Source organism: Thiohalorhabdus sp. Cl-TMA, from assembly GCF_041821045.1.
Lineage (GTDB): Bacteria > Pseudomonadota > Gammaproteobacteria > Thiohalorhabdales > Thiohalorhabdaceae > Thiohalorhabdus > Thiohalorhabdus methylotropha.
Window position 1 is genome coordinate 111,556 of record NZ_JBGUAW010000006.1, and the last position, 19,743, is coordinate 131,298.

Annotated in this window: 20 protein-coding genes; 9 read left to right on the forward strand and 11 right to left on the reverse strand. The window is 66.7% G+C overall.

Going from position 1 to position 19,743, the window contains the following annotated elements; genetic code table 11:
• The first annotated feature begins 24 nt into the window (after positions 1-24).
• From ACERLL_RS09775 to ACERLL_RS09785, 3 genes are all read left to right on the forward strand, one after another.
• Positions 25-510, forward strand: a complete 486-nt coding sequence (locus ACERLL_RS09775) for a universal stress protein (protein WP_373655898.1) — start codon at positions 25-27, stop codon at positions 508-510.
• 4 nt (positions 511-514) lie between these two features.
• Positions 515-1,081 (forward strand): lytic transglycosylase domain-containing protein, encoded by a 567-nt coding sequence (locus ACERLL_RS09780; protein ID WP_373655899.1) that lies wholly within the window; start codon positions 515-517, stop codon positions 1,079-1,081.
• Positions 1,082-1,150: 69 nt separating this feature from the next.
• Positions 1,151-2,146: a hypothetical protein gene (locus ACERLL_RS09785; RefSeq protein ID WP_373655900.1), complete on the forward strand. Its 996-nt coding sequence runs from the start codon at positions 1,151-1,153 to the stop codon at positions 2,144-2,146.
• Positions 2,147-2,188: 42 nt separating this feature from the next.
• Here the strand turns inward: ACERLL_RS09785 and ACERLL_RS09790 are convergent, their stop codons facing one another.
• Positions 2,189-2,455: an acylphosphatase gene (locus ACERLL_RS09790; protein WP_373655901.1), complete on the reverse strand. Its 267-nt coding sequence runs from the start codon at positions 2,453-2,455 to the stop codon at positions 2,189-2,191.
• A gap of 103 nt (positions 2,456-2,558) precedes the next feature.
• Between ACERLL_RS09790 and ACERLL_RS09795 the strand changes: the two genes are divergently transcribed.
• The 3 genes from ACERLL_RS09795 to ACERLL_RS09805 are packed head-to-tail and all read left to right on the forward strand — an operon-like array spanning position 2,559 to position 4,964.
• Positions 2,559-2,921 carry a hypothetical protein gene (locus ACERLL_RS09795; protein WP_373655902.1) on the forward strand — a complete coding sequence of 121 codons (363 nt, stop codon included), beginning with the start codon at positions 2,559-2,561 and terminating at the stop codon, positions 2,919-2,921.
• 5 nt (positions 2,922-2,926) lie between these two features.
• Positions 2,927-3,817: a class I SAM-dependent methyltransferase gene (locus tag ACERLL_RS09800; RefSeq protein WP_373655903.1), complete on the forward strand. Its 891-nt coding sequence runs from the start codon at positions 2,927-2,929 to the stop codon at positions 3,815-3,817.
• Positions 3,810-4,964, forward strand: a complete 1,155-nt coding sequence (locus tag ACERLL_RS09805; protein WP_373655904.1) for an NAD(P)/FAD-dependent oxidoreductase — start codon at positions 3,810-3,812, stop codon at positions 4,962-4,964. Before ACERLL_RS09800 ends, ACERLL_RS09805 begins: the two co-directional genes overlap by 8 nt.
• Before the next feature lie 56 nt (positions 4,965-5,020).
• On the opposite strand, the gene ACERLL_RS09810 is transcribed toward ACERLL_RS09805, so the two are convergent.
• The 4 genes from ACERLL_RS09810 to ACERLL_RS09825 form a co-directional block, all read right to left on the reverse strand.
• A complete protein-coding gene (locus ACERLL_RS09810) occupies positions 5,021-5,815 on the reverse strand; it encodes an efflux RND transporter periplasmic adaptor subunit (RefSeq protein WP_373655905.1) in 795 nt (264 codons plus the stop codon).
• Complete coding sequence (locus tag ACERLL_RS09815; RefSeq protein WP_373655906.1) at positions 5,812-7,128, reverse strand: TolC family protein; 1,317 nt, start codon at positions 7,126-7,128, stop codon at positions 5,812-5,814. The genes ACERLL_RS09810 and ACERLL_RS09815 overlap by 4 nt, the downstream gene beginning before the upstream one ends.
• Positions 7,129-7,192: 64 nt before the next feature.
• Positions 7,193-7,708, reverse strand: a complete 516-nt coding sequence (locus ACERLL_RS09820) for a TlpA family protein disulfide reductase (protein ID WP_373655907.1) — start codon at positions 7,706-7,708, stop codon at positions 7,193-7,195.
• Complete coding sequence (locus ACERLL_RS09825) at positions 7,698-7,982, reverse strand: c-type cytochrome (RefSeq protein ID WP_373655908.1); 285 nt, start codon at positions 7,980-7,982, stop codon at positions 7,698-7,700. The genes ACERLL_RS09820 and ACERLL_RS09825 overlap by 11 nt, the downstream gene beginning before the upstream one ends.
• A gap of 178 nt (positions 7,983-8,160) precedes the next feature.
• Here ACERLL_RS09825 and ACERLL_RS09830 point away from each other — a divergent pair, with 178 nt between their 5' ends.
• Positions 8,161-9,558 (forward strand): aspartate ammonia-lyase, encoded by a 1,398-nt coding sequence (locus tag ACERLL_RS09830; protein ID WP_373655909.1) that lies wholly within the window; start codon positions 8,161-8,163, stop codon positions 9,556-9,558.
• A gap of 302 nt (positions 9,559-9,860) precedes the next feature.
• Positions 9,861-11,429: an OpgD/OpgG family glucan biosynthesis protein gene (locus ACERLL_RS09835; protein ID WP_373655910.1), complete on the forward strand. Its 1,569-nt coding sequence runs from the start codon at positions 9,861-9,863 to the stop codon at positions 11,427-11,429.
• A gap of 87 nt (positions 11,430-11,516) precedes the next feature.
• Here the strand turns inward: ACERLL_RS09835 and mdoH are convergent, their stop codons facing one another.
• The 6 genes from mdoH to ACERLL_RS09865 all read right to left on the reverse strand — a co-directional run bounded on the left by mdoH (position 11,517) and on the right by ACERLL_RS09865 (position 17,918).
• Positions 11,517-13,592 (reverse strand): glucans biosynthesis glucosyltransferase MdoH, encoded by a 2,076-nt coding sequence (gene mdoH / locus ACERLL_RS09840; protein WP_373655911.1) that lies wholly within the window; start codon positions 13,590-13,592, stop codon positions 11,517-11,519.
• Between the two features lie 7 nt (positions 13,593-13,599).
• Positions 13,600-14,088: a hypothetical protein gene (locus tag ACERLL_RS09845; protein WP_373655912.1), complete on the reverse strand. Its 489-nt coding sequence runs from the start codon at positions 14,086-14,088 to the stop codon at positions 13,600-13,602.
• Positions 14,089-14,299: 211 nt separating this feature from the next.
• Positions 14,300-15,436: a sulfotransferase family protein gene (locus ACERLL_RS09850; protein ID WP_373655913.1), complete on the reverse strand. Its 1,137-nt coding sequence runs from the start codon at positions 15,434-15,436 to the stop codon at positions 14,300-14,302.
• 14 nt (positions 15,437-15,450) lie between these two features.
• Positions 15,451-16,191: a hypothetical protein gene (locus ACERLL_RS09855; RefSeq protein WP_373655914.1), complete on the reverse strand. Its 741-nt coding sequence runs from the start codon at positions 16,189-16,191 to the stop codon at positions 15,451-15,453.
• Positions 16,192-16,248: 57 nt separating this feature from the next.
• On the reverse strand, positions 16,249-16,557 hold the full coding sequence (locus ACERLL_RS09860) for a hypothetical protein (protein WP_373655915.1): 309 nt from the start codon (positions 16,555-16,557) through the stop codon (positions 16,249-16,251).
• Positions 16,554-17,918 carry an arylsulfotransferase family protein gene (locus tag ACERLL_RS09865; protein WP_373655916.1) on the reverse strand — a complete coding sequence of 455 codons (1,365 nt, stop codon included), beginning with the start codon at positions 17,916-17,918 and terminating at the stop codon, positions 16,554-16,556. The genes ACERLL_RS09860 and ACERLL_RS09865 overlap by 4 nt, the downstream gene beginning before the upstream one ends.
• 258 nt (positions 17,919-18,176) lie before the next feature.
• Here ACERLL_RS09865 and ACERLL_RS09870 point away from each other — a divergent pair, with 258 nt between their 5' ends.
• Positions 18,177-19,562 (forward strand): PHP domain-containing protein, encoded by a 1,386-nt coding sequence (locus tag ACERLL_RS09870; RefSeq protein ID WP_373655917.1) that lies wholly within the window; start codon positions 18,177-18,179, stop codon positions 19,560-19,562.
• Positions 19,563-19,743 lie beyond the last annotated feature (181 nt).

Consider the following 19,743-nt stretch of genomic DNA (forward strand, 5'->3'; position numbering starts at 1 on the left):
GGACGCTGCTCAAGGGGGACTGTCATGCAACTCCGCCGCATCCTGGCACCGGTGGACCAATCGGAGCCCGCCCACTACGCCGCCCGCTCCGCCGCGGAACTGGCCATCCGCTTCCAGGCCGAGCTCCACCTGCTGCACGTGGTCACGCCGCAGCTCATCTATGCCGAATGGCCCGAGCTGGTCATGCCCCCCGAAGACCTCACCGAGGAAATGCTGGAGCAGTGCCGGCGCTACCTGGACCAGCTCGAGGAGGAGCTGACGGCGCAGGGAGCTTCCGTGATCGTGCATTGCGAGGAATCCGCCATGCGGCCCTTCGCCGCCATCAACCAGTTCGCCCGGGACCTGCCGGCCGACATGATCGTCATCGGCTCCCACGGCCGTACAGGGCTTCGCCACGCCTTGATCGGCTCCACCGCCGAGAAGGTGGTACGCAAGGCGGCCAGCCCGGTGCTGGTGGTGAAAAGCGGGGAGGTTGCCGCGGAGCTGCCCGAGCCACCCGCTGGGGAATAGCCGCTTGTCCAGGTGGCTGCTGGGCCTTGCCATGGGCCTGCTGATTACGACGGCCCCGCCGGCCACCGCCGGCCCCGTGGATCCGCGCCTTCGTCAGGAGCTCGGCGCCGCCCTCGACCAGCCCCACCCCGCCGAGGACCGCTTCGCCCGCCAGGTCTGGCGCAAGGATTACATGCGCCGGTTGCGGCCCTTCGTTGACGACTCCGAGCGGCGCCGGCGGCTCACGGGCCTGATCTTCAGGGAGGCCCGACGGGCCGACATCCCGCCCGGCCTGGTCTTCGCGGTCATTCACGTGGAGAGCGCCTTCAAGCGCTTCGCCCTGTCCTCCGCCGGCGCCCGAGGACTGATGCAGGTCATGCCCTTCTGGCGCGAGGAGATCGGACGCCCCCGGGACAACCTGTTCCAGCCCCGCACCAACCTGCGCTACGGCTGCACCATCCTCCGCCATTACCTGCGCCGCGAGGGCGGGGACATCCTCAAGGCCCTCGCCGCCTATAACGGCAGCAGCGGCCGCACCATCTATCCGGAGAAGATCTACCGCGCCTATCGGCGGCGGTGGGCGGAGCACTGAGCACGGGCAATCGGGACCGTAGCCAGGCCGACGGAACCCCGGAGTTCCCTCAAAGCAAGGGAGGAACCTTTGAGCACGACTTGCGAAGGGGCCAGCGGGAAAGCGTCGGGCGCCACGGATGCGGTCCTCGAAAGGCTGGATTCCTTACGGATCCGGCTGCGGAACGAGAAGCGCCTGAAGCTGTTCCTTCCCGCCGGGCTCACCTTTTTCGCCGTCTATTGGGGGCTCGGGCAGCAGGGGATTCCCGCATACGCGGGAATCATCGCCGGGCTGTTCGCGGCCCCGTTCAGCGGACTGATCGCCTACACCCTCCTGCGCAACCGCAAGCAGCGCCGGACCTTCGAGACCGCCTACCATCGCGACGTCACCCGGCCCCTGCTGGAGGAGCTGCTGCCCCAGGCCCGATTCCTGCCGGAGGAAGGGATCGGGGCGGAAGTGCTCCGCGCCAGCGGCCTGTTCCAATCCGGATGGAGCCACTACGAGAGTCGGCGCTCCCTGCTGGTGGATAAGGCGGCGGGCCGATTCCGCCTCGCCGAGGTGGCCGCACGATCCCGGGACAATACCGCCGATGCCGGTACGGGGCGCCGCATCGTCTTTCAGGGCCTGTTCCTGCACGGCAAGCTGAACCGGAGTCTGGGCGCCCGGGTCGTCGCGGTACCCCGGGAAGGAGCGCCGGCCTTTTCCTCCGCCCTGGCCGCGAACAAGATCCGTCACTGGCGTCCCGATAGGGAGGACGGCGACCTGCGGACCTGGAACGCCGGAGACGAGGCCATCGACACCAATTTCCGCATCTTCACGGACCGGCCCGAGGCGGCCGAGGCCTTGGTCCACGGAGTGCTGACGCCGCTCATGGCCCTGACCGGGCAGAACCTGCCCCTGGGGCACGGACCCGCCTTCGTTTTCCTGGCGCTGCGTCACGACAAGCTCTATCTGGCGAAACCGTCGATCCACGGCTTCATCAAGCCCGACGACTACGTCTCGGTGACCACCCTGGCGAAACGGGACCGGACCGATCTGGAGTATACCCGGCGCCTGCTCGACAGCATGGACGAGCTCATGGCCTGAACGGTCCCTCCGGGGAGTCCGCCCCGTTCCCCCGGATTCCGGTTACCGGACCGCGAAGCCGTCGAAATGCTCCTCGGGCACCTCTTCGCGCTCCAGCCGCTCCACCCGCGCCGCCGGCGGGCCGCCATCCCGGAACCACTGCTCCAGGGCGGTTATGGCCGACTCCTCCCCCGCTGCCATGGCCTCCACCGCCCCGTCCGGGCGATTGCGCACCCAGCCGCGGACACCCAGCTCCCGGGCCTTCTGTCGGGTGGAATCGCGGAAAAAGACGCCTTGCACCCGGCCGTGAATGATATAGTGTCGCTGCATAAACGGACCTCCAATCATGGCTCGCCGCGCCGCAGGGCGATTCTGTCCGGCGGCGGGGCGCTTCATTTCTCCACGGTTTTTCGCAGGGTTACGAGAGGAGCACATGTTTTACACCGCCGCGGATGTATTCCCGCAGGAGGACAAGATTGCCCGGCGGCTCGGCGCCATCGCCGACATTCTGTTCCGGCACAGCCGCAAGGACTTCAATATCCGGGTCGGTGACCGGGAGCTACGCTACACGGACCGTCCGCAGTTCGTTATCATCTTCGACAGTCCCGGATCCGTGCGACGGCTTCTCCTTCGCCACAATGAATACCTCGCGGCGGAGGCCTTTGTGAACCAGCAAATGGACATCGAAGGCGACCTCATCGCCGGCCTGAAGGCCAAGAACACGCTCATCGAGCGGGCCCGCACCCTCCGCCTGGGCGAAAAGCTGAAGATCCTTTTCATCCTTCTGCGACTCTGAGTGCCATGCTTCGTCATACCCGCACCAAGGACCGGCGGTCCATCGCCTTCCATTATGACCTTTCCAACGACTTCTATGGGCTCTTCCTCGATCCGCAGATGGCCTATACCTGCGCCTATTACCCGGACGAGGAGGCGGATCTCGAGCAGGCCCAGCGGGCCAAATTCGACCACATCGCCCGCAAGCTCCGGCTGAAGCCCTACCAGACCCTTCTGGACATCGGCTGCGGCTGGGGCTCCTTCGTGGTGCACGCCTGCAAGCATTTCGGCGTGACCGCCCACGGCGTCACGCTCAGCCAGCAGCAGGCGGACTACGCTCAGGAATGGATCCGCCGCGAAGGACTGGAGGACCAGGCGTTCGTGGAATACCGGGACTACCGGGACCTGGTGGGCACCACCCAGTACGACCGCATTAGCGCCATCGGCATCGTGGAGCACGTTGGTCACCGCAATCTCGCCCAGTATTTCAACGGCATCCACCGGCTCCTCAAGGAGAACGGCCTGTTCCTCAACCACGGTATCTCGCGCTGCCGGGAATGGCGGCCCAATCCCGGCAGCGACTGGATCAGCGATCACGTCTTTCCCGAGGGGGAGCCACCCTCTCTGTCCACGGTGATCACCCAGCTTGAGGACAATGCCTTCGAGGTCCAGGATGTGGAAAACCTGCGCCGGCACTACGCCAAGACCTGCGCGGACTGGGTGGATCGCCTGCGGCGCAACCGCGATCAGTGCCTTCAGCACGTTGACGAGCGCAGTTACCGCACCTGGGTACTCTACCTGGCCATGAGCAGCATCTATTTCGAGGAGGGCCAGATCTTCCTCTACCAGGTACTGTCCTCCAAGCGCATGCCCCGTTTCGCCTCCGTGCCTCTGACTAGGGAGGACATCTATGAGTAACAGCCAATTCGATGCCGACGTGCTGGTAATCGGCGGAGGGCCGGGGGGGTCCACCGTCGCCTGGGATCTCGCCCGCAACGGGGTGGACGTTCTGGTCGTGGACGGTGCGGAATTCCCCCGGGTCAAGCTCTGCGCGGGCTGGATCACGCCGCAGATTCTCGACGCGCTGGAGCTGGACCCCGAGCAGTATCCCCACACCATCAGCCCGTTCTCCTCGGCTGTCCTGTGGGTGGGCGATACGCCATGCCGCACCGATTACCGGCGTCCGGTGAGCTACGGGATCATCCGGGCCCAGTTCGACAATTTCCTGCTGCAGCGGGCATTGGATGCGGGGGCGCGCTTCCTCAACGAGAACGTGGGGTCCGTGGAGAGCAATGCGGATGCCTTCGTGGTGACCACCCGCGAAGGAAGCACCTACCGCGCGCCCCTGGCCATCGGCGCGGGCGGCTCCAAGGACCCCATTCGCCGCAAGCTCACCACCCATGCCGCCGAGGAGCGCATGGTGGTCACCCTGGAAAGCGAGACCCGTGTCGGCGCGGATCGCATCCGCGAGCACACCCCCTACTACGAGGTCCCGGAGCTTTTCCTGGAGCCGGATTTCAACGGCTACGCCTGGTATTTCACCAAGGGGGACTACCTGAACATCGGCATCGGCCGGCTCGGCGATCCCCGGATCCGGGATGCCCACCCGCGCTTCATGCAGCAGCTTCGCGACCTGGGCCGGCTTACTCCGGAGCTGGAGGCGGACCTGACCAAGTTCCGCGGTCATCCCTACAAGATCTACGATTCCGTGCCCAACCAGGCCCATGGGGAGCGGTTCCTGCTGGTGGGCGACGCGGCGGGACTGGCCCGGCACTACTCGGGGGAGGGGATCCGTCCGGCGGTGGAAAGCGCCCGCGATGCCGCGGAGGTGGCCCGGACGGCGCTGGAGCGGGGCCGATTCGCGGGAGCGGATCTGGAAGGATACGCAAGCAAGCTAACCGAGCGCTACGGCCCGCAGAAGGCGCCGCGCTTCGATCCCACCCGCTGGATTCCCCATTCCTGGCAGAGCCGGATCGTGCAGGGCATATGCCGGAACGACCGGCTGCGGCGGGACTGGGTCTTCGGCAAGGTATTCCTGTTCGACCCGGAGGCGGCGGCCTCCTAGGACCCTTCGCGACCCCACCTTACCGGCGGCCTGCGCGACCTCGCAATCCGGATCCGCTACGGGAAGAACACCCGCGCCCGCATGCCGATTCGCAGTCCCCCCCCGGCATTCGGGACCCGTACCCGAACGGGATAGCGTGCTCCCGCGTCCTTCTTCTCCGAGGGCGCCCGGGCGATGTTGATGATCTCCCCCCGGACCCGCTTCTCCGTGTAGGCCGGGAAGGTCACCTCCAGGTGGTCCCCCTCGGCCACCCGGGCCACTTGGCTCTCCGTGATGGGCACCACCACATCGAGGGCGTCCAGGGAGCTCGCCACCCGGAACAGCATGGGCGGCCGCAGATTGGCGATCACCGCCTCCCCGACATTGATGTTGCGCTTCAATATGACGCCGTCGAGCGGCGCCCGGATCTCCGTATGCTTCAGATCCACCTGCGCCTGCCGGACTTCCGCCTGCGCCGCTTCCACGGCGGCTTGGTCCCGGGCCGCGTCCCGCCGGGCGATCTGCAGGTCATGCCGAGCGGAAAGCCCCCGGTTGTAGATCTTCTCCTGGCGCTCCAGCTCTCGGCTGCTCTCCTTGGCAACGGCCTTGGCCTTCTTCAGGCGGGCCTCGGCTTTCTGCAGCGCGGCCCGGTAGCGGGCGGGGTCGATACGGGCAAGCAGCTCTCCCTTCTCCACCCGTTCTCCCGAATCCACCAGCACCTCGGCCATGGGTCCGCTGACCTGGGCACCCAGGGTTACGATGCGGCGAGCCTCGAGCCGGCCCTCCATGGGCGTGCGGTCCGCTTCCTGCGCGGCCGCGCCCGTCGCGCCCAGCAACAGCAGCACCATCCCCGCAAGTACAACCCGCCTCATCGCGCTTTCTCCGTATTCGGCCCCAGCGGCTCGCCAACCAGGGCGTCCAGTCGGTCATAGGCCATGGCCAGACCGAATTCGGCCCTGGCCAGCTTCAGTTCCGCCCGGGTCTGCTCGGTCAGGGAATCGCCCAGATCCGTTTCCAGCTCCAGCACGTATTCGGTCCGCGCCAGATCGGTCTTGAGCTTCCGGTATTGGAGGAGGGCCCGGGCATAGGCCCGCTTCTCCCGCCAGCTCTGCACATCCAGATGGGCATCGTAGATATTCTCCTCCACCCGGGCGCGGAGCCGCAGCCAGTCCGCCCGTCTCTGCTGCGCCTCGGCGCGGGCCGCCTCCGCCCGGGCGCCAAGGCGCCCGCCCTCGTACAGCGGCGCCTCCAGCCGGATGGCGGCCTCCACCTCGTTGCGGAAATCAAACTGGCGCGCATAGCGCTGGGTTACCACCTCGCCCACGAACCGGGGCAGGCGCTGGGCCTCGCGTCGGTCGGCATCCGCACGGGCCGCCTCCAGGCGCTGGCGGGCCGCGATCAGCCGGGGATTGGTGCGCCAGGCCCGGTCGCGCAGCTCCTGAACCGAGGGAAGCTCCCGGTCCAGGTCCGGATCGGGCCGGACCAGATCCCGGGGAACGGCGTCCTCGAGCCCCATGGCGTGGGCCAGCCGTACCCGCGCCAGCCGGGCGTCGTACTGGGCCGATCGGTAGTTGCTCCGGAACCGGCGGAAGCGGCTCTCCAGCCGGGCCAGCTCCACGGGCGAGATATCCCCGAGCTCCCGCCGGCCCTTGCCATAATCCCAGCGGACGAAGGCCACCGCCATGGCTTCGTTCCAGACCTGTACCTGGCGGTCGGCCAGGAGGACATCATAGAACTGCCGCCGGATGGCCAGGATCCGGCTCTGCCGCGCATCGAACAGGGCAACCTCGGAGGCTTCACGCCGAGCCCGCGCGGCACGGCCAGCGGCCGCCCGGGCACCGAAATCGTACAGCCGCTGCTCAAGCACGACCCGGGCCTCGCTATCGTCGGTGAACTTTCCCTCATCCCGCCCCCCGATCTGCCGGCCCTGCCGGTAGATGCCCTCCGCGTAGAGCCGGGGACGGTACCCGGCGGTGGCCGAGCGCAAGCGCGCCTCGCGCTCCCGAACCCGGCCCTGGGCGGCCAGAAGGTCCGGATGGTGCTGAAGGCCCAACCGGACGGCCTGGCGTATTTCCAGGGGCCCATCAGGAAGGGCCGAGCGGCCGTCCGCGCGCACCGGGTCGGCGAGGAGAAGTAGCAGGCCGAGCGCCGGGAGAACGCCCCGTAGGGGGTTGCCTCGCTTCATGGGCACGTAACCGCCGTTCGGATGAGTGGTACTGGAAGCGGGGGCTCTGCGCATGAGGCGGGGCTCAGGGACTGTCTGCCGAAGGGAGGTGCTCCTCCCGGAACCGTTCCATCTGCCCCCGCTTGAGAACACCGGAATGCCGGCCGACGATCCGGCCGTCGGGAGAGATCAGAAAGGTGGTGGGAAGGCCCCGGAAATCGCCGAACCGCTGCGCCGTCTTCCGACTGGCGTAGGCCACCGGGTAGGTGATGTTCATCATATCGGCCATATTCGCGACATTCCCCCGGGACCGGTAGTCCACGGCCAAGCCGACCACCACCGTGTCCGCGTGGGCGTCGTGAAAGGCCTGCAGGTCGGGCATTTCCTGGCGGCAGGGCGGGCACCAGGGCGCCCAGAAGTTCACCAGGACCAGCTTCCCGCGGTACTCCGCGAGGCGGAGCTTTCCGCCCTCCAGGGTCTCAAGGGCGGTTTCGGGGGTCTTCTCCCCGGGTCCCGCCCAGGCCCCGTAACCGGCAAACCCGACGATCAGGACCGCCAGCAGCAGGAGCGTGCCGACCCCGCCGGCACGGTTACTTGTCATAGTGGTAGTAGGCTTCGTTCAGGTAGGTGGCCAGATCCTCGATCTCCTGAATGGAGAGGTTCTGCGCCATGGCCTGGGTGCATTGACGCTGGATCCACGCCACCACTTCCGCCTGGTTGGTGGCCCGGACGTCTTCACGCTTGTGGACGCTGGCCGTGTGGCACTGTCCCGCGCAGTACTGTTTGTAAAGCTTCTTGCCATTCTGCGCATCGCCGTCCAGGGCGGCCTGCGCGGGAGCCGCCAGGAACAGCAACGCCGGGAGCCATTTCCACATGGCGGCCTCACCTCCGGAGCTTGCCCGGCTAACCGGGATTGTCGGTACTATTTACAATAACTAGAACGGTCATTCTAGTCCGCCCCCCGCAGCCCGACAACCGTTCCTCCTTTGCGCCCATCCGCCTCCTGCCTAAAATACCCCTTTTCCACGCCCATCGCCCCGAAGGGAGGACGGCTTGAGCACACCCACCCGGACCGAAAAAGATAGCCTCGGGACCTTCCAGGTACCCGCCGATGCCCTGTACGGCGTCCAGACCGCGCGTGCCCTGGCCAATTTCCCCATATCGGGCCGGAGGCCCGACCCCGACTTCGTTGCGGCCACGGTCCGCGTGAAACGGGCCGCGGCGGCGGCCAATCACGCCTGCGGCAGCCTGGATGACCGGCGGGCCGACGCCATCCGGGAGGCCTGCGACCAGGTCCTCGGCGGGGCGTACACCGACCAGTTCGTGGTGGACCGTTTCCAGGCCGGCGCGGGCACCAGCCACAACATGAACGCCAACGAGGTGCTCGCCAATCTGGCCAACCTGGGCCTGGGCGGGGAGTGCGGAGTCTACGATCCGGTGCACCCCAATGACCACGTCAACCAGTCCCAGAGCACCAACGACACAATCCCCACGGCCATCCGACTGGCCGCCCTGGCGAAGCTGCCGCGACTGGCGGAGGCCGTCCGTGAGATGGCCGGGGCCCTGGAGGCGTTCGCCGACCGGGAGCGGGAAACCATCAAGAGCGGGCGCACGCATCTCCAGGATGCGGTGCCCACCACCCTGGGCCGTGAGCTCGCCGCCTATGCATGGACTCTGCGCGAGCAGGTGGAGCGGCTGGAAGAGGCCGCCAAGTCCCTGCATCGGATCGGCCTGGGGGGCACGGCCGCCGGCACGGGCCTCAACGCGCCGCCAGGGTACCGGGAGCGGGCCGCCGAGGAGCTGTCCCGACTCATGGGGAGACCCATTACCCCCCACCCGGACATGGCCGCGGCCATGCAGTCCATGGCCGACCTGGCCCAGTTCTCCGGACAGATCGCCGCGCTGGCGGGCGAGCTGACCCGGATCAGCAACGACATCCGGCTCCTCTCCAGCGGCCCGCGCACCGGGCTGGCGGAGGTGCAGCTTCCCGCCGTTCAGCCCGGCTCCTCCATCATGCCGGGCAAGGTGAACCCGGTGATGTTCGAGATGCTGAACCAGACCCTGTACCAGGTTCTGGGCCAGGACCACGCCATCCAGGCCATGAACCGGGCCGGACAGATGGAGCTGAACGTCATGATGCCGGCCCTGGGCTCCGCCCTGTTCGACGCCATGGAGTGGCTGACCGCCTCGGTTTCCGCCGCCACGGAGCGCGGTGTGCGGGGAATGACGGCCAACCGGGAGCGGAACCGGGAATACGCGCTGGCCAGCGTGGGCTTGGCCACCCTGCTCAACCGGGCCATCGGATACGAAAAGGCCGCCGAGGTCGCCAAGGAGTCCGAGCGCACCGGCATACCGGTGGGTGAGCTGGTTGCCGAGCACGGACTCCTATCCCGGGAACAGTTCGAGCGCATGGTGGAAGAGGCCGCGAAAAACGGCCGGGTGGATTTCTGAGCCGGCCCAACCCGGGAGCGGCCGTACACCACCGAACTGCATTCCTACCCCACGTCGGGGCGGCGTGAGCGCCCGCCGCTCCGCCCCGCGTCCCCACCCCGGGGGGCAACGTTTTTGCAGGCCCTTCCCTTCCCCAGCGTCCTCCCCGCCAAGGGCTTACCGCGGACTTGACCGGGGACAAACCGGTTTATTTACCGGATCACCCCCCGGACATACGCTGGATATTCAGTGTCGATTCTTTTTTTCAATTCCGCGGGTCACCCTTCCGGACCCGACCCATTACTCCATAAAGGCAGTCCGGCATGGACCGACGTCAATTCTTTGCCCGCAGCGTTCTCCTATCCTCCCTGGGCCTGCTCGGCATCCCGATCCGCAAGCCCCATGCCCAGGACAAGGAGCCGGGCGGCGCAGCAGACAGGAAGTCCTTCGACTTCGAGCAGGTCAAACGGCAGGCGCGAGACCTCGCCAATCGCCCCTTCCAGCCTCGCCCGCAGGATCTGCCACAGGAGCTCTCCGACCTGGGCTACGAAGGGTACACCTCCATCCGCTACCGCCCCGAAGAGGCGCTCTGGCACGACTCCGACCTGGCCTTCCGAGCACAATTCTTCCACCTGGGCCACTACTACAAGCATCCGGTGGACATCTACGAAGTGGAGAAGGGCGAAGTCCAGCCTATCCGCTTCTACCCGGAAATGTTCAATTACGACAATGCCACCTTCAAGCACCGGAACCTCGGGGATATCGGGCTCGCCGGCTTCCGGCTCCATTACTTCCTGAATTTCGCCCCGGACATGGTCTCCTTCCTCGGGGCCAGCTACTTCCGCGCCGTGGGCGAAAACCAGCAGTACGGGCTATCCGCGCGGGGGCTGGCCATCGACACGGGCCTACCCAAGGGCGAGGAATTCCCCTTTTTCCGCGCTTTCTGGCTGGAGAAGCCGGAGCCGGGACAGACCCACATGAACGTTTACGCCCTGCTGGACAGCAAGAGCATCGCGGGGGCTTTCCGCTTCCAGATCATGCCCGGGGCCACCACCATCATGAACGTGGAATCGGTGCTGTATCCCCGGAACGCCATCGAGCTCCTGGGTGTGGCCCCGGCCACGAGCATGTATCTGCACGGCGAGAACGACGACCCCGAAAACCCGGATTTCCGGCCGGAGGTGCACGACTCGGACGGGCTATCCATGTGGCGGGGGAACTGGGAATGGGTCTGGCGACCCCTGGTCAACCCCAAGGAGCTGGCGCTCAACAGCTTCATGGACAAGAGCCCGCGGGGCTACGGACTGCTCCAGCGCGACCGGAAGTTCGGGCATTATCAGGATGACGGGGTATATTACAACCAGCGGCCGAACCTCTGGGTGGAGCCCATGAACGACTGGGGGGAGGGCCATATCCACTTGGTGGAGATCCCCATCCAGGAGGAGATCCACGACAACATCGTGGCCTTCTGGAACCCCAAGGAGCCCGTGAAGCCCGGCAAGGAAATGGAATTCTCCTATCGCCTGCTTTGGGGGCCGGAAGCGCCGGTGAAGCGCATGGGGACGGGCCACGTCACCGCCACCCGGCTCGGGCAAGGCGGCATTCCGGGGGACCGTCCCTCCGGGAAGGTACAGAAGTTCGTCATCGATTTCCGGGGGGGCGACCTGCCCCTGCTCACTAATGATGCGCCCGTGGAGCCGGTGGTTTCCACCACCCGGGGCAAGGTGATCAAGCCCGCGGTCTGGCCGGTGGATGAGATCAATGCCTGGCGGGTGAAATTCGATCTGGAGTGGGACGGCAATCAATCCATCGATCTGCGCTGCTTTCTGCGCCTCGGCAAGAACGCCCTTACCGAGACCTGGCTCTATCAGTGGAATCCCCGGCAGGTCTAGCCACCGGATAGCGCCGAACCCGGTAGTTGGGGCCCCACAATGGGGCCCTGTTTATTTTCTGCACCGCTCCTGACGGCACTCCCCTGTTCAGTCCTGCACCGCCGGTGACAACGCTCCGGCCCCGGTTTCCGTCTCCCAGGCAATGGCGTGCAGGCGGAGCATGGTGTCGCCGTCGCCAAGGAGAACCCGCATCTCGGCGGGAGCGAGGTCCTCCAGGCCCCGCTCCTGGACCCGGGTAAGCATGGAGTCGAGGTAATACTGCTGGCTCAGCAGCTTGGCCCGGGAGCCCGTGAGGGAAACGTGCAGTGCATTGACGAAGGGGTCCATCACCGCCTGGCGCGTGTAGCTTTCCCCGGAGCCCGGCGTCCCGGGAACGGGTGTGGGATGGCGGGTCAGCTCGTCCAGCCGCCGCAGGACTTCCGGCGGGGCGCTTTCGGCGGGGATGACGAACAGGCCCAACCGGGCGGCCGCCCGCCCCAGGGATACCAGCCCGGAGAACAGAGTGATGGGCACCACGAGCAGGGGACCGATCAGTACCGGTATCAGCCAGAGGAAAAACTCGGAGAGGTTAAAGTAGGCCCAAGCCCCCACCACCAGGGCAATGGGCGTCTGCCAGCCGACCGCGGTCACTAGCGGACCCACGTTGGCCGCCGCGCCGGGCCCCCGCTTCTGCGGCGTCCAGCCCACGGCTCGGCCCAGCAGATTGGCCACCACGAAACGGGTCTGGAACAGCATGAGGATGGGGGCCAGAAGCGCGGAGAACAGGCTTTCCAGGACCATGCTCAGGCCCGCGGCGGGACCGCCGCCGAATCTCGCCCGCATCCGACTGTCCCGGAACAACAGCAGGTAGCCGAACAGCTTGGGCAGATATAAAAAGCCCAGGGTAATCACCAGCAGCGTGGCCGCCTCCATGAAAAAAGTCGGGGGCCATACCGGGAACAGGCTGTTGTCCAGAAAATAGACCGGATCGGTATGCTTGCGTCGCAGTGCCTCCATACCGGAGAGCACGAGGAAGATCAGCCACAGGGGGGAGCTCAGATAGGTCAGGACCCCCATGCCCAGATGAACCCGGTTGGGCAGGCGAAAGCCCTGGGCCAGGAGCAGGCGCGCATGCTGCAGGTTGCCCTGGCACCACCGCCGGTCCCGTTTCAGGTGCTCCACCAGACTCGGCGGCGTTTCCTCGAAGCTTCCACCCAGCCAGGGGGCCATCCAGACCTGCCAGCCCGCCCGGCGCAGCAGGGCGGCCTCGACGAAATCGTGGCTCAGGATCTCGCCGCCCAGAGGCGGCTTTCCGGGCAGCTCGGGCAGCCCGCAATGCTTCACGAACGGCGCCACCCGGATGATGGCGTTGTGCCCCCAGTAATTGCCCTCCCCCAATTGCCAGAAGCTCAGGCCATGGGCGAACAAGGGTCCGTAGGCCGCGCCGGCGAATTGCTGGATGCGGGCGAACAGGGTTTCCTGATGAACCGGTGCCGGCGGCACCTGGATCAGCGCCGTGCCCGGATTGGCGTCCATCAGCTCGGCCATCTCCACCAGCGTATCGCCGGCCATCACGCTGTCCGCGTCCAGCACCACCATGTAGTCGTAATTCAGGCCCCAGGTCTGGCAGAACTCCGCTATATTGCCGCTTTTCCTGCCCCAGTTGTTCTGACGCCTGTGGTAGAAGATCTGCCCATAGCCGTCCACCGCCTCGCACAGGGCGTTCCAGGCCAGCTCCTCGGCAATCCAGGTTTCCGGGTCCTTGGAGTCGCTGAGGATGTAAACATCGAAACGGTGGGCCTGCCCGGTTTGCCGCAAGGACTCGTAGGTAGCGCGCAGACCGGCGAGCACCTGGTGCGGATCCTCTTCGAAGATGGGCATGGCCAAGGCGATGCGGGACTCCGCTTCCCGCTCCCCTTCCGGGGACTTCCTGGAAGCGGACAGCCAGCAGGGGTCCCGGCCGCGCACGAGCACCCACAATCCCGCCATTGCGGTCCAGAAGGCGGTTGCGATCCAGGCGAACAGGATGGGGAAGAGTATCAGGAGCCCCATTTCGAAGGGGTGGAGCCCCTGAACCTGGAGAATGGCTGCCAGTACCCAGGTTCCGGCTGCGGTGGTGGTTACGATGAGCAGAAGGAGGAGCCAACGCCTAAGGCGTTGTAGACAGGCAGTCCCAGTTTGCATGTGTGTCCTACCAGAGCGCCATGATGATAAAGGCCAAGCTGCCCATGGTTACCCAGGACCAGGATGTGGCGGGCCGCGGGATGAAGATCCCGATCCGGCGCAGGGAAGGAAACGCACTCAGATCCTGCGGATGCATCTTTACCGGTACCGGGGTCGGCCCCTCCCATGTAAAGGAATTTCGGAAGGCCGGCCGCATTCGCCGTCCTCCGCGCAGGAGGCGCGGCTGACAGCCGTCGAGCCCCCTACCGCCGCCCGTCTCGGACAGGCCGGCCTCGTCGGCCAGGGCCTCGTCTATAAGGGGCTGGATGCTACGGAACGGGACCTCCCCCGCCATGTCCCCACTGTAGGGCGTTCGGGCCTCCATCTGGGAGCGGACCCGTCGGCACAGGGCGATCTGGCGTTTCGGATCGGTCACTCCGCAGGCACGCAAATACTCGCAGACCCGGCGGGTAACCGCGTCGCTCGCAATCACAACCTCAGCAGGGTCACAGGACATCCTCGAACACCCCCTGGATGATTCCGCACTGCTCCTTCCGAGCCATATCCGGCACGGCCGCAGGAGCTCGATTCGATCCCTTTCTAGAAAGATGGCCATGCATGGGGGCAGGCATAAATGGGGAGAATCCACTAGTGCCCTGCGAAGAGCCTGTAATCGACGGCGCCGTAAAATCGAGAAATGCCAGAGAGATAGCGGGCTCCCGGGGACATCAGGCGGGCACGCGCTGCTGGAGGCTGAGCCCCAGACGGTGCGCTGTCGGCTCCGTCCACTGTCTGATGGTCTCCAGCTCCTCGGGGCTGAAGCTCGGCTCGTAATAGGTGGGGAAGCGCACCCGCCGTCGCGCCAAGTCGAGCACGGCGTCCGGTTGGGACAGTCGGCAGTGCTCCAGGATGGTCTGGAGCTGTTGGTCCGGAGCGTCGCAAAGCTCCTCGTACCGGACGATCAGGGCCGCTTCGGCGAGCTGCGGGCTGGATTCCAGGCGATCGGCCAGAAAGCTGTGGATATGCGCCCAGTAACGGGCCCACCCCTCCACCTCCGCGCCCTGCGCCCACAGGGCCCGAATGGCCTCGACAGCGGAGGAGTCTCCGGCATTCACGGGCCGCCGGTCCTCGCCGAACTCGAAATGTCCGACCCGCTGGAGGTGGGCGAGCGCCCGGGGATTGCCCCGCTGTCCCGCGCAGAACAGACGCTGCTGCTTCATCAGCGAGGCGATGTGCCAGACGGGATCCCGAACCGGGATGAGGAACCGCGCATCCCCGTACAGCTTTTGCAGGTACTCCAGGCGCGTGGCGTTGTAGTTGCCTTTGGAGACGTACCGGCTCCCGTCGCGCACGAGCAAAAGCTTGCGGATGTGGTCGCGATAGAAGCGCTCGAATTCGGGCCGGCTCGTCTCCTGGTTCAGGACATTGCTGTTGGACGGCGCATGGAGATCCGGGAAAAAGGCCATCCACAGCATCTCTTCGAAGGCTTCCGGGCTTTCCGGCGTGATGCGGATCCCATCCCCGTGCGTCCGCTCCGTGGGCGGACCTTCCCGTCGGGGGACGCGATCAAGGAAGCGGTTCCACATGTAGGGTGTGAACAGGAACGGAAAATCCCGGTAGCGGTGGGTGGCCACCTCCGGGTGGGCATTCAGCAGCTCTAGGAGCAGGGTGCTCCCCGCCCGCGCCAGACCGGCGATGTAGACAGGCTGCTGTACGGCCACCCCGGCCAGCGGATCCGCCAGCAGCCGGGTTTCCAGGTTGCCCAGCCGGGTCCAGAGGCCGGGGTGGCGGCTGATCCAGCCGCTCAGCACATGGACCCACGTGTCCACGTGGAAGCCGGTTTTCTCACCCTCGTGCTTTCCCACTTCTCCTCCGCCCCTCATTCGATTCGGAACAGGAGCTTCAGGGCCACCGACGCCAGGATCAGCGACAGGAAGAAGCTGAATTCCCAGCCCCGTACCCAATGCGGTCCCGCCGGCAGGAATTCCTTGCGCGGAAGCTCCAGGGCAATGCGCTCCACCGCGGCCCCCGCGGGCAGATAACCAGCGGGATTGCCGATCAGCGCATTCCACCAGCGCCATTTGTGCAGCACGGGAACCGGTGCCTGAACCAGGACATCGGCCACCACCCGGCCGTCCGCGCCCGCCACCACTACTCTGGGACGGGCTTGCCCTCCCGTCCCCGAACCATCCGACGCCTGCCATCGGGCCTCCATCCGGGGAGGCTCGGTCCGGATCACCGGCTCGGCCCCCGCGGGCGGGAAGGCGTACCCATATGCGGTGCTCATCCAGACCAGCAGACACAGAAGCGGCAGGGACGCCACGACCGCCGGCCAGCCGACCCGGCCCACCTGCCGGAAGGCCACCTTCAGCAGCCGCCCGATCAGCGGCCAAGCGCCGCGCAGATCACCGTCATACCCATCCAGATCCCGCTGAGCCTGGGCGAGCTCCAGCTTGCCCCGGGCGATGCGGCCCTGCGCGGAGAGCGCTCTATACAGGCCCATGGATACCAGGGCACCGACGATGCCCCAGATCACCACCCGCCCCACCGGCGGGACCGCGGTCTCCATCTGCGCATCCAGCCACTGAAACAGGGGGGCGGGTATCTCCAGTGCTCCCATTATTCCCGTCCTCGTGCCGCACCCCGGGACGGGCGGTCCCGGTTCGCGGCCCGGCGGCTATTTTCCCGGGGACTCCCAGCGGGCGGTCTCCCGATCGGCGGCATCCGTGTCGTTTCCGGATCCGGCCCCCCCGGAGTCTCCCGGATCGTTTCCCGAATAGGCCTGCGTCTGCTCCCGCTTGCGCTTGCGCATCCGCCGGATGGGCCACATGACGAGAAACAGCAGCGCGGCGCCGACGGCGATCAGGAGCCCCCAGAGGGCCCCAAGCAGGCTCAGCCCCGCCCCGGGCCCCACGTAGGCGAGCGCCGCCTCACTGAAGCTCACGGCGCCGACGATCAACAGCATATTGCGAAGGAGCTTTTTCATTCCTGGACCTGTCCCTTGACTAGCCTTCGTTTCTGGAATTGCTTTCGGAACTCGGCGGTGAAGGCTTCGGGCGCGATCCGTTCACCCCAGCTCACCACCGGGGTGAAGCTCTTTTGGTCGAAGGCCCGAACCGGGATGATGTATTCCCAGACGAGGTCCCCTTCGGGCGTGACTTCGAGCAGCCGGCCGCCGTTGGATTCCGTGATCAGCGTGTTGCCGTTGGAGAGCCGTTGCTGGGCCCCGCGCAAACGGCTTTCCATGGGACGCTTCTCGCTTCCGGAATAGCTCCATACGATGCCGCCGGTGGATGGGTCCACCTCCACCACCCGGGAGCGGTGACCGGTCCCGAAGTGGCCGCGGTTATCGAAGAGCAGGATGTTGCCGTTGGCGAGAATGTCGGGGTCGTGCTGGGAGAGCCACGCGCCCCGCAGCGCCCAGACGATCTTCTCCGTCTCCAAATCCAGAAGGGCGATTGCGCCGCCGGCCAGCTCCCGAAAGGACAGCAGCACCTGCCCTTCCTCCACCTGTGGGATCTTCTTCGCCAACCGGCTCGCCGCCTCTCCGTCGATATACTCCACGCTATTGGTATGCAGCGGATCCTCCAGGCTGTAATAGGGGATCCGCCATAGCAGGCGGCGGAACTCGGAGTCGTTGATCGCCTCGGGCAGGGAGATCTTCTTGACCGTCTCGCCGTCCGGGCTGACCACCACCAGGAAGTCTTCCAGGAAGGGCGGCTTCAGGTGCTCCACGTCCTCCAGACGCTTATTCCGGAACGAGTGGGTGAGACCGAAGATGCGCCCATCCCCGGCGACGACGAAATCGTGGTGGAACTGATCCAGGTTCTTCCACTCCACGCCGGAATCCTGGTCCAGCCGCACCATCCCGTAGCCCCAGGGCGTATCCCCCACGCCGATATAGATCGCAAGCAGGTCGCCGTCGGGAAAGACATGGGCCTTGCGGAGATAAGTCTGGTCGTCCGGGACCGGATTCCGGACCGCCGCCGATTCGTCCCAGACGGTGCTGTACGGCCGGCTCCAGGAATGGGCCACCTGTCCGTCCATGGTCAGCAGATAGGCCTTGGGGCCCTGCCCGGATGTGAACAGTGTCAGTCCCTCGAGGGCGCGCTGCTCATCATGGACGGTCACGCCCTGCTCGGACGTCCGGGTCGGCGCCCAGAGATCGGACCAGTAGGGGTGGTCCTGGCTGGAGAGCTTGAGCATGAGCGCATTGGCGCCGCGATATGCATCCCGGATGTAGCTGGCGGGAAACACTTCACCCAGGGTGGCGATGGAACCGCCTACAAACGCTAGAAAGACCAAGGAAAATAGAAAAAGGCCGAAAAAGATCTTGTTTCCGTCCAATATTCGCCGCCTTCCTTGCCACCCCGCCGGTTCTTAGTGCCACCTTTCACGTTGCTCCCTGCCTCCCGGGCCCACAATCAGGGTCATTACCAAGCGGTCCCCGGGCGGGTGTCAGCCGCATACCCGCGCGACGGGCGGGATGGCCCCACTTATCCGGCGGTCCGGCACGGGCCAAGGTGGACGCAGGACAGGCACGGGGGGGCGGGGAAATTGCGGCTGGCGCCTATTTGGGGACGAACGGAAGCGGTACTGCTCCTGATGGCCATGGCCATCACGCTTCTGGCCCTGCTGCCCTGGAGTCCGCAGGGTCCATTCGATGCGCGCACCTACGAGCCTCTGTCCGGGACGACCCTAAGCTACCCCGGCCGGGGTGCGCTGGTGGAGCCCGCCGCATCGCTGGGACATGCACTGGCGGGGGCGCCCGATCCCAGAACCGCGGCGATCTCCACCGCCCTGTGGGCGCTGCTTGGGGGTGCCATATGGGGCGCGCTGGAGGCACGGAAGCGCCGGCGCCGGGTGGTGCCCCCCGCCATGGCCCGGGGGCTGCTCGTGCTCCTGGCCTTCCTCGCCTACGCGGCGCTCTATCTCCTGGTCCCCTTTCCCGGTTGGCGGCTGGAGGCCGCCGAGCCGGATACCATCGTCACCGACCTCCAGGTCCATACCCATCATTCCTACGACGGGCTTTACACGCCGCGTGCGGCCTTGGCGCTACTGCACGCCCGAGGGGTGGAGGTGGCGGGCATCACCGAGCATCGGAATCCCGCGGGCGCGCTGATGGTGCGGAAGGCGGGACGGGCGGACGACAAGCTTCCCGCCGTGCTGCCCGGCATGGAGCTCGGAGCCCCCGAGGGCCAGGTGCTCGGCCTGGGAATCCGGGGGCGCGATGACCTGCCGCGCCGCCTGCGCTCCTATCCGGAGGTGTCGCGGTTCGGCCGCGACCTGCACCGGAGGCACGGGGGCGTGGTTCTCGCCCTGGGATGGCTCCTGGACCCCGAGGACGTCCGCAGGCTGGCCGCCGCCGGCGTGGACGGGTTCGAGATCGCCAATCTGGGTCATCCCGGCGTCCCTTCGGATACCCGCCGTGCCATACTGCGTGAAGCCCGACGGCGCGACCTGGCCCTGGTAGCAGACAGCGACTGGCACGGCTGGACGGGCGCCTGGCGGACCTGGACCCTGATCCGTCCGGAGTCTCCCGGTGCCCGGCCGCTTCGGGAGCAGGTGCTGCGCGCCTTGCGTGCACCGGAGCCAGACCGGGTTATTCCCGTCGTGGCGGGGTACCTGGGCCCGCCCTCATGGGCCCGGGCGGCGCTGGCCCCGGTGTGCGAGCTAACGCGCTACGCCGGAGCACTTTCCCCGGAGCGTGTGCTGGGCTGGTGGCTGTGGATGCTGCTCGCGCTCCCGGCGGCCCGAGGCCTGCGGATCCTCGGCCACGCTCCGGGACCAGTGCTGACCGCCTCGGGGCTGGTGGCGGTGGGCCTCGCCCTGATCGGTGCCGCGGGACCCCTCGCCCTCTTCCCCGCACCGCAGGCGGTTAGCCCGGAATTCCACCGCCGGGTGGGAGGCGCGGGGATCGGCCTGGGGGTCCTCGCCATCGTGGCCGGGGCGGCAGCGTTACGCCGCCTCCCCCGGCCAGCGACCCGGTGATCCGAACCCTTCCGCAGCCCCGACGGGACACCCCCGCTCCAGTCCGCGAGCGCTTGACATCCCCGCAGATTTGGGCGAACTTCCTGCCACCCAACCGACCGGTCGGTTAACCCGAATATCGCTCGTGGAAGAAGAATTTTCTCCTTAGAATCAAACCTTCCACGCCGGGACGTGGGCAGCT

Coding starts and splice junctions, on each gene's coding strand:
- ACERLL_RS09825 (WP_373655908.1), bottom strand. CDS start 7,982: ATGTGGAAATGGCTCCCGGCGTTGCTGTTCCTGGCGGCTCCCGCGCAG.
- ACERLL_RS09800 (WP_373655903.1), top strand. CDS start 2,927: ATGCTTCGTCATACCCGCACCAAGGACCGGCGGTCCATCGCCTTCCAT.
- ACERLL_RS09775 (WP_373655898.1), top strand. CDS start 25: ATGCAACTCCGCCGCATCCTGGCACCGGTGGACCAATCGGAGCCCGCC.
- ACERLL_RS09805 (WP_373655904.1), top strand. CDS start 3,810: ATGAGTAACAGCCAATTCGATGCCGACGTGCTGGTAATCGGCGGAGGG.
- ACERLL_RS09870 (WP_373655917.1), top strand. CDS start 18,177: ATGGCCATGGCCATCACGCTTCTGGCCCTGCTGCCCTGGAGTCCGCAG.
- ACERLL_RS09790 (WP_373655901.1), bottom strand. CDS start 2,455: ATGCAGCGACACTATATCATTCACGGCCGGGTGCAAGGCGTCTTTTTC.
- ACERLL_RS09795 (WP_373655902.1), top strand. CDS start 2,559: ATGTTTTACACCGCCGCGGATGTATTCCCGCAGGAGGACAAGATTGCC.
- ACERLL_RS09845 (WP_373655912.1), bottom strand. CDS start 14,088: ATGTCCTGTGACCCTGCTGAGGTTGTGATTGCGAGCGACGCGGTTACC.
- ACERLL_RS09815 (WP_373655906.1), bottom strand. CDS start 7,128: ATGAAGCGAGGCAACCCCCTACGGGGCGTTCTCCCGGCGCTCGGCCTG.
- ACERLL_RS09860 (WP_373655915.1), bottom strand. CDS start 16,557: ATGAAAAAGCTCCTTCGCAATATGCTGTTGATCGTCGGCGCCGTGAGC.
- mdoH (WP_373655911.1), bottom strand. CDS start 13,592: ATGCAAACTGGGACTGCCTGTCTACAACGCCTTAGGCGTTGGCTCCTC.
- ACERLL_RS09835 (WP_373655910.1), top strand. CDS start 9,861: ATGGACCGACGTCAATTCTTTGCCCGCAGCGTTCTCCTATCCTCCCTG.
- ACERLL_RS09810 (WP_373655905.1), bottom strand. CDS start 5,815: ATGAGGCGGGTTGTACTTGCGGGGATGGTGCTGCTGTTGCTGGGCGCG.
- ACERLL_RS09820 (WP_373655907.1), bottom strand. CDS start 7,708: ATGACAAGTAACCGTGCCGGCGGGGTCGGCACGCTCCTGCTGCTGGCG.
- ACERLL_RS09855 (WP_373655914.1), bottom strand. CDS start 16,191: ATGGGAGCACTGGAGATACCCGCCCCCCTGTTTCAGTGGCTGGATGCG.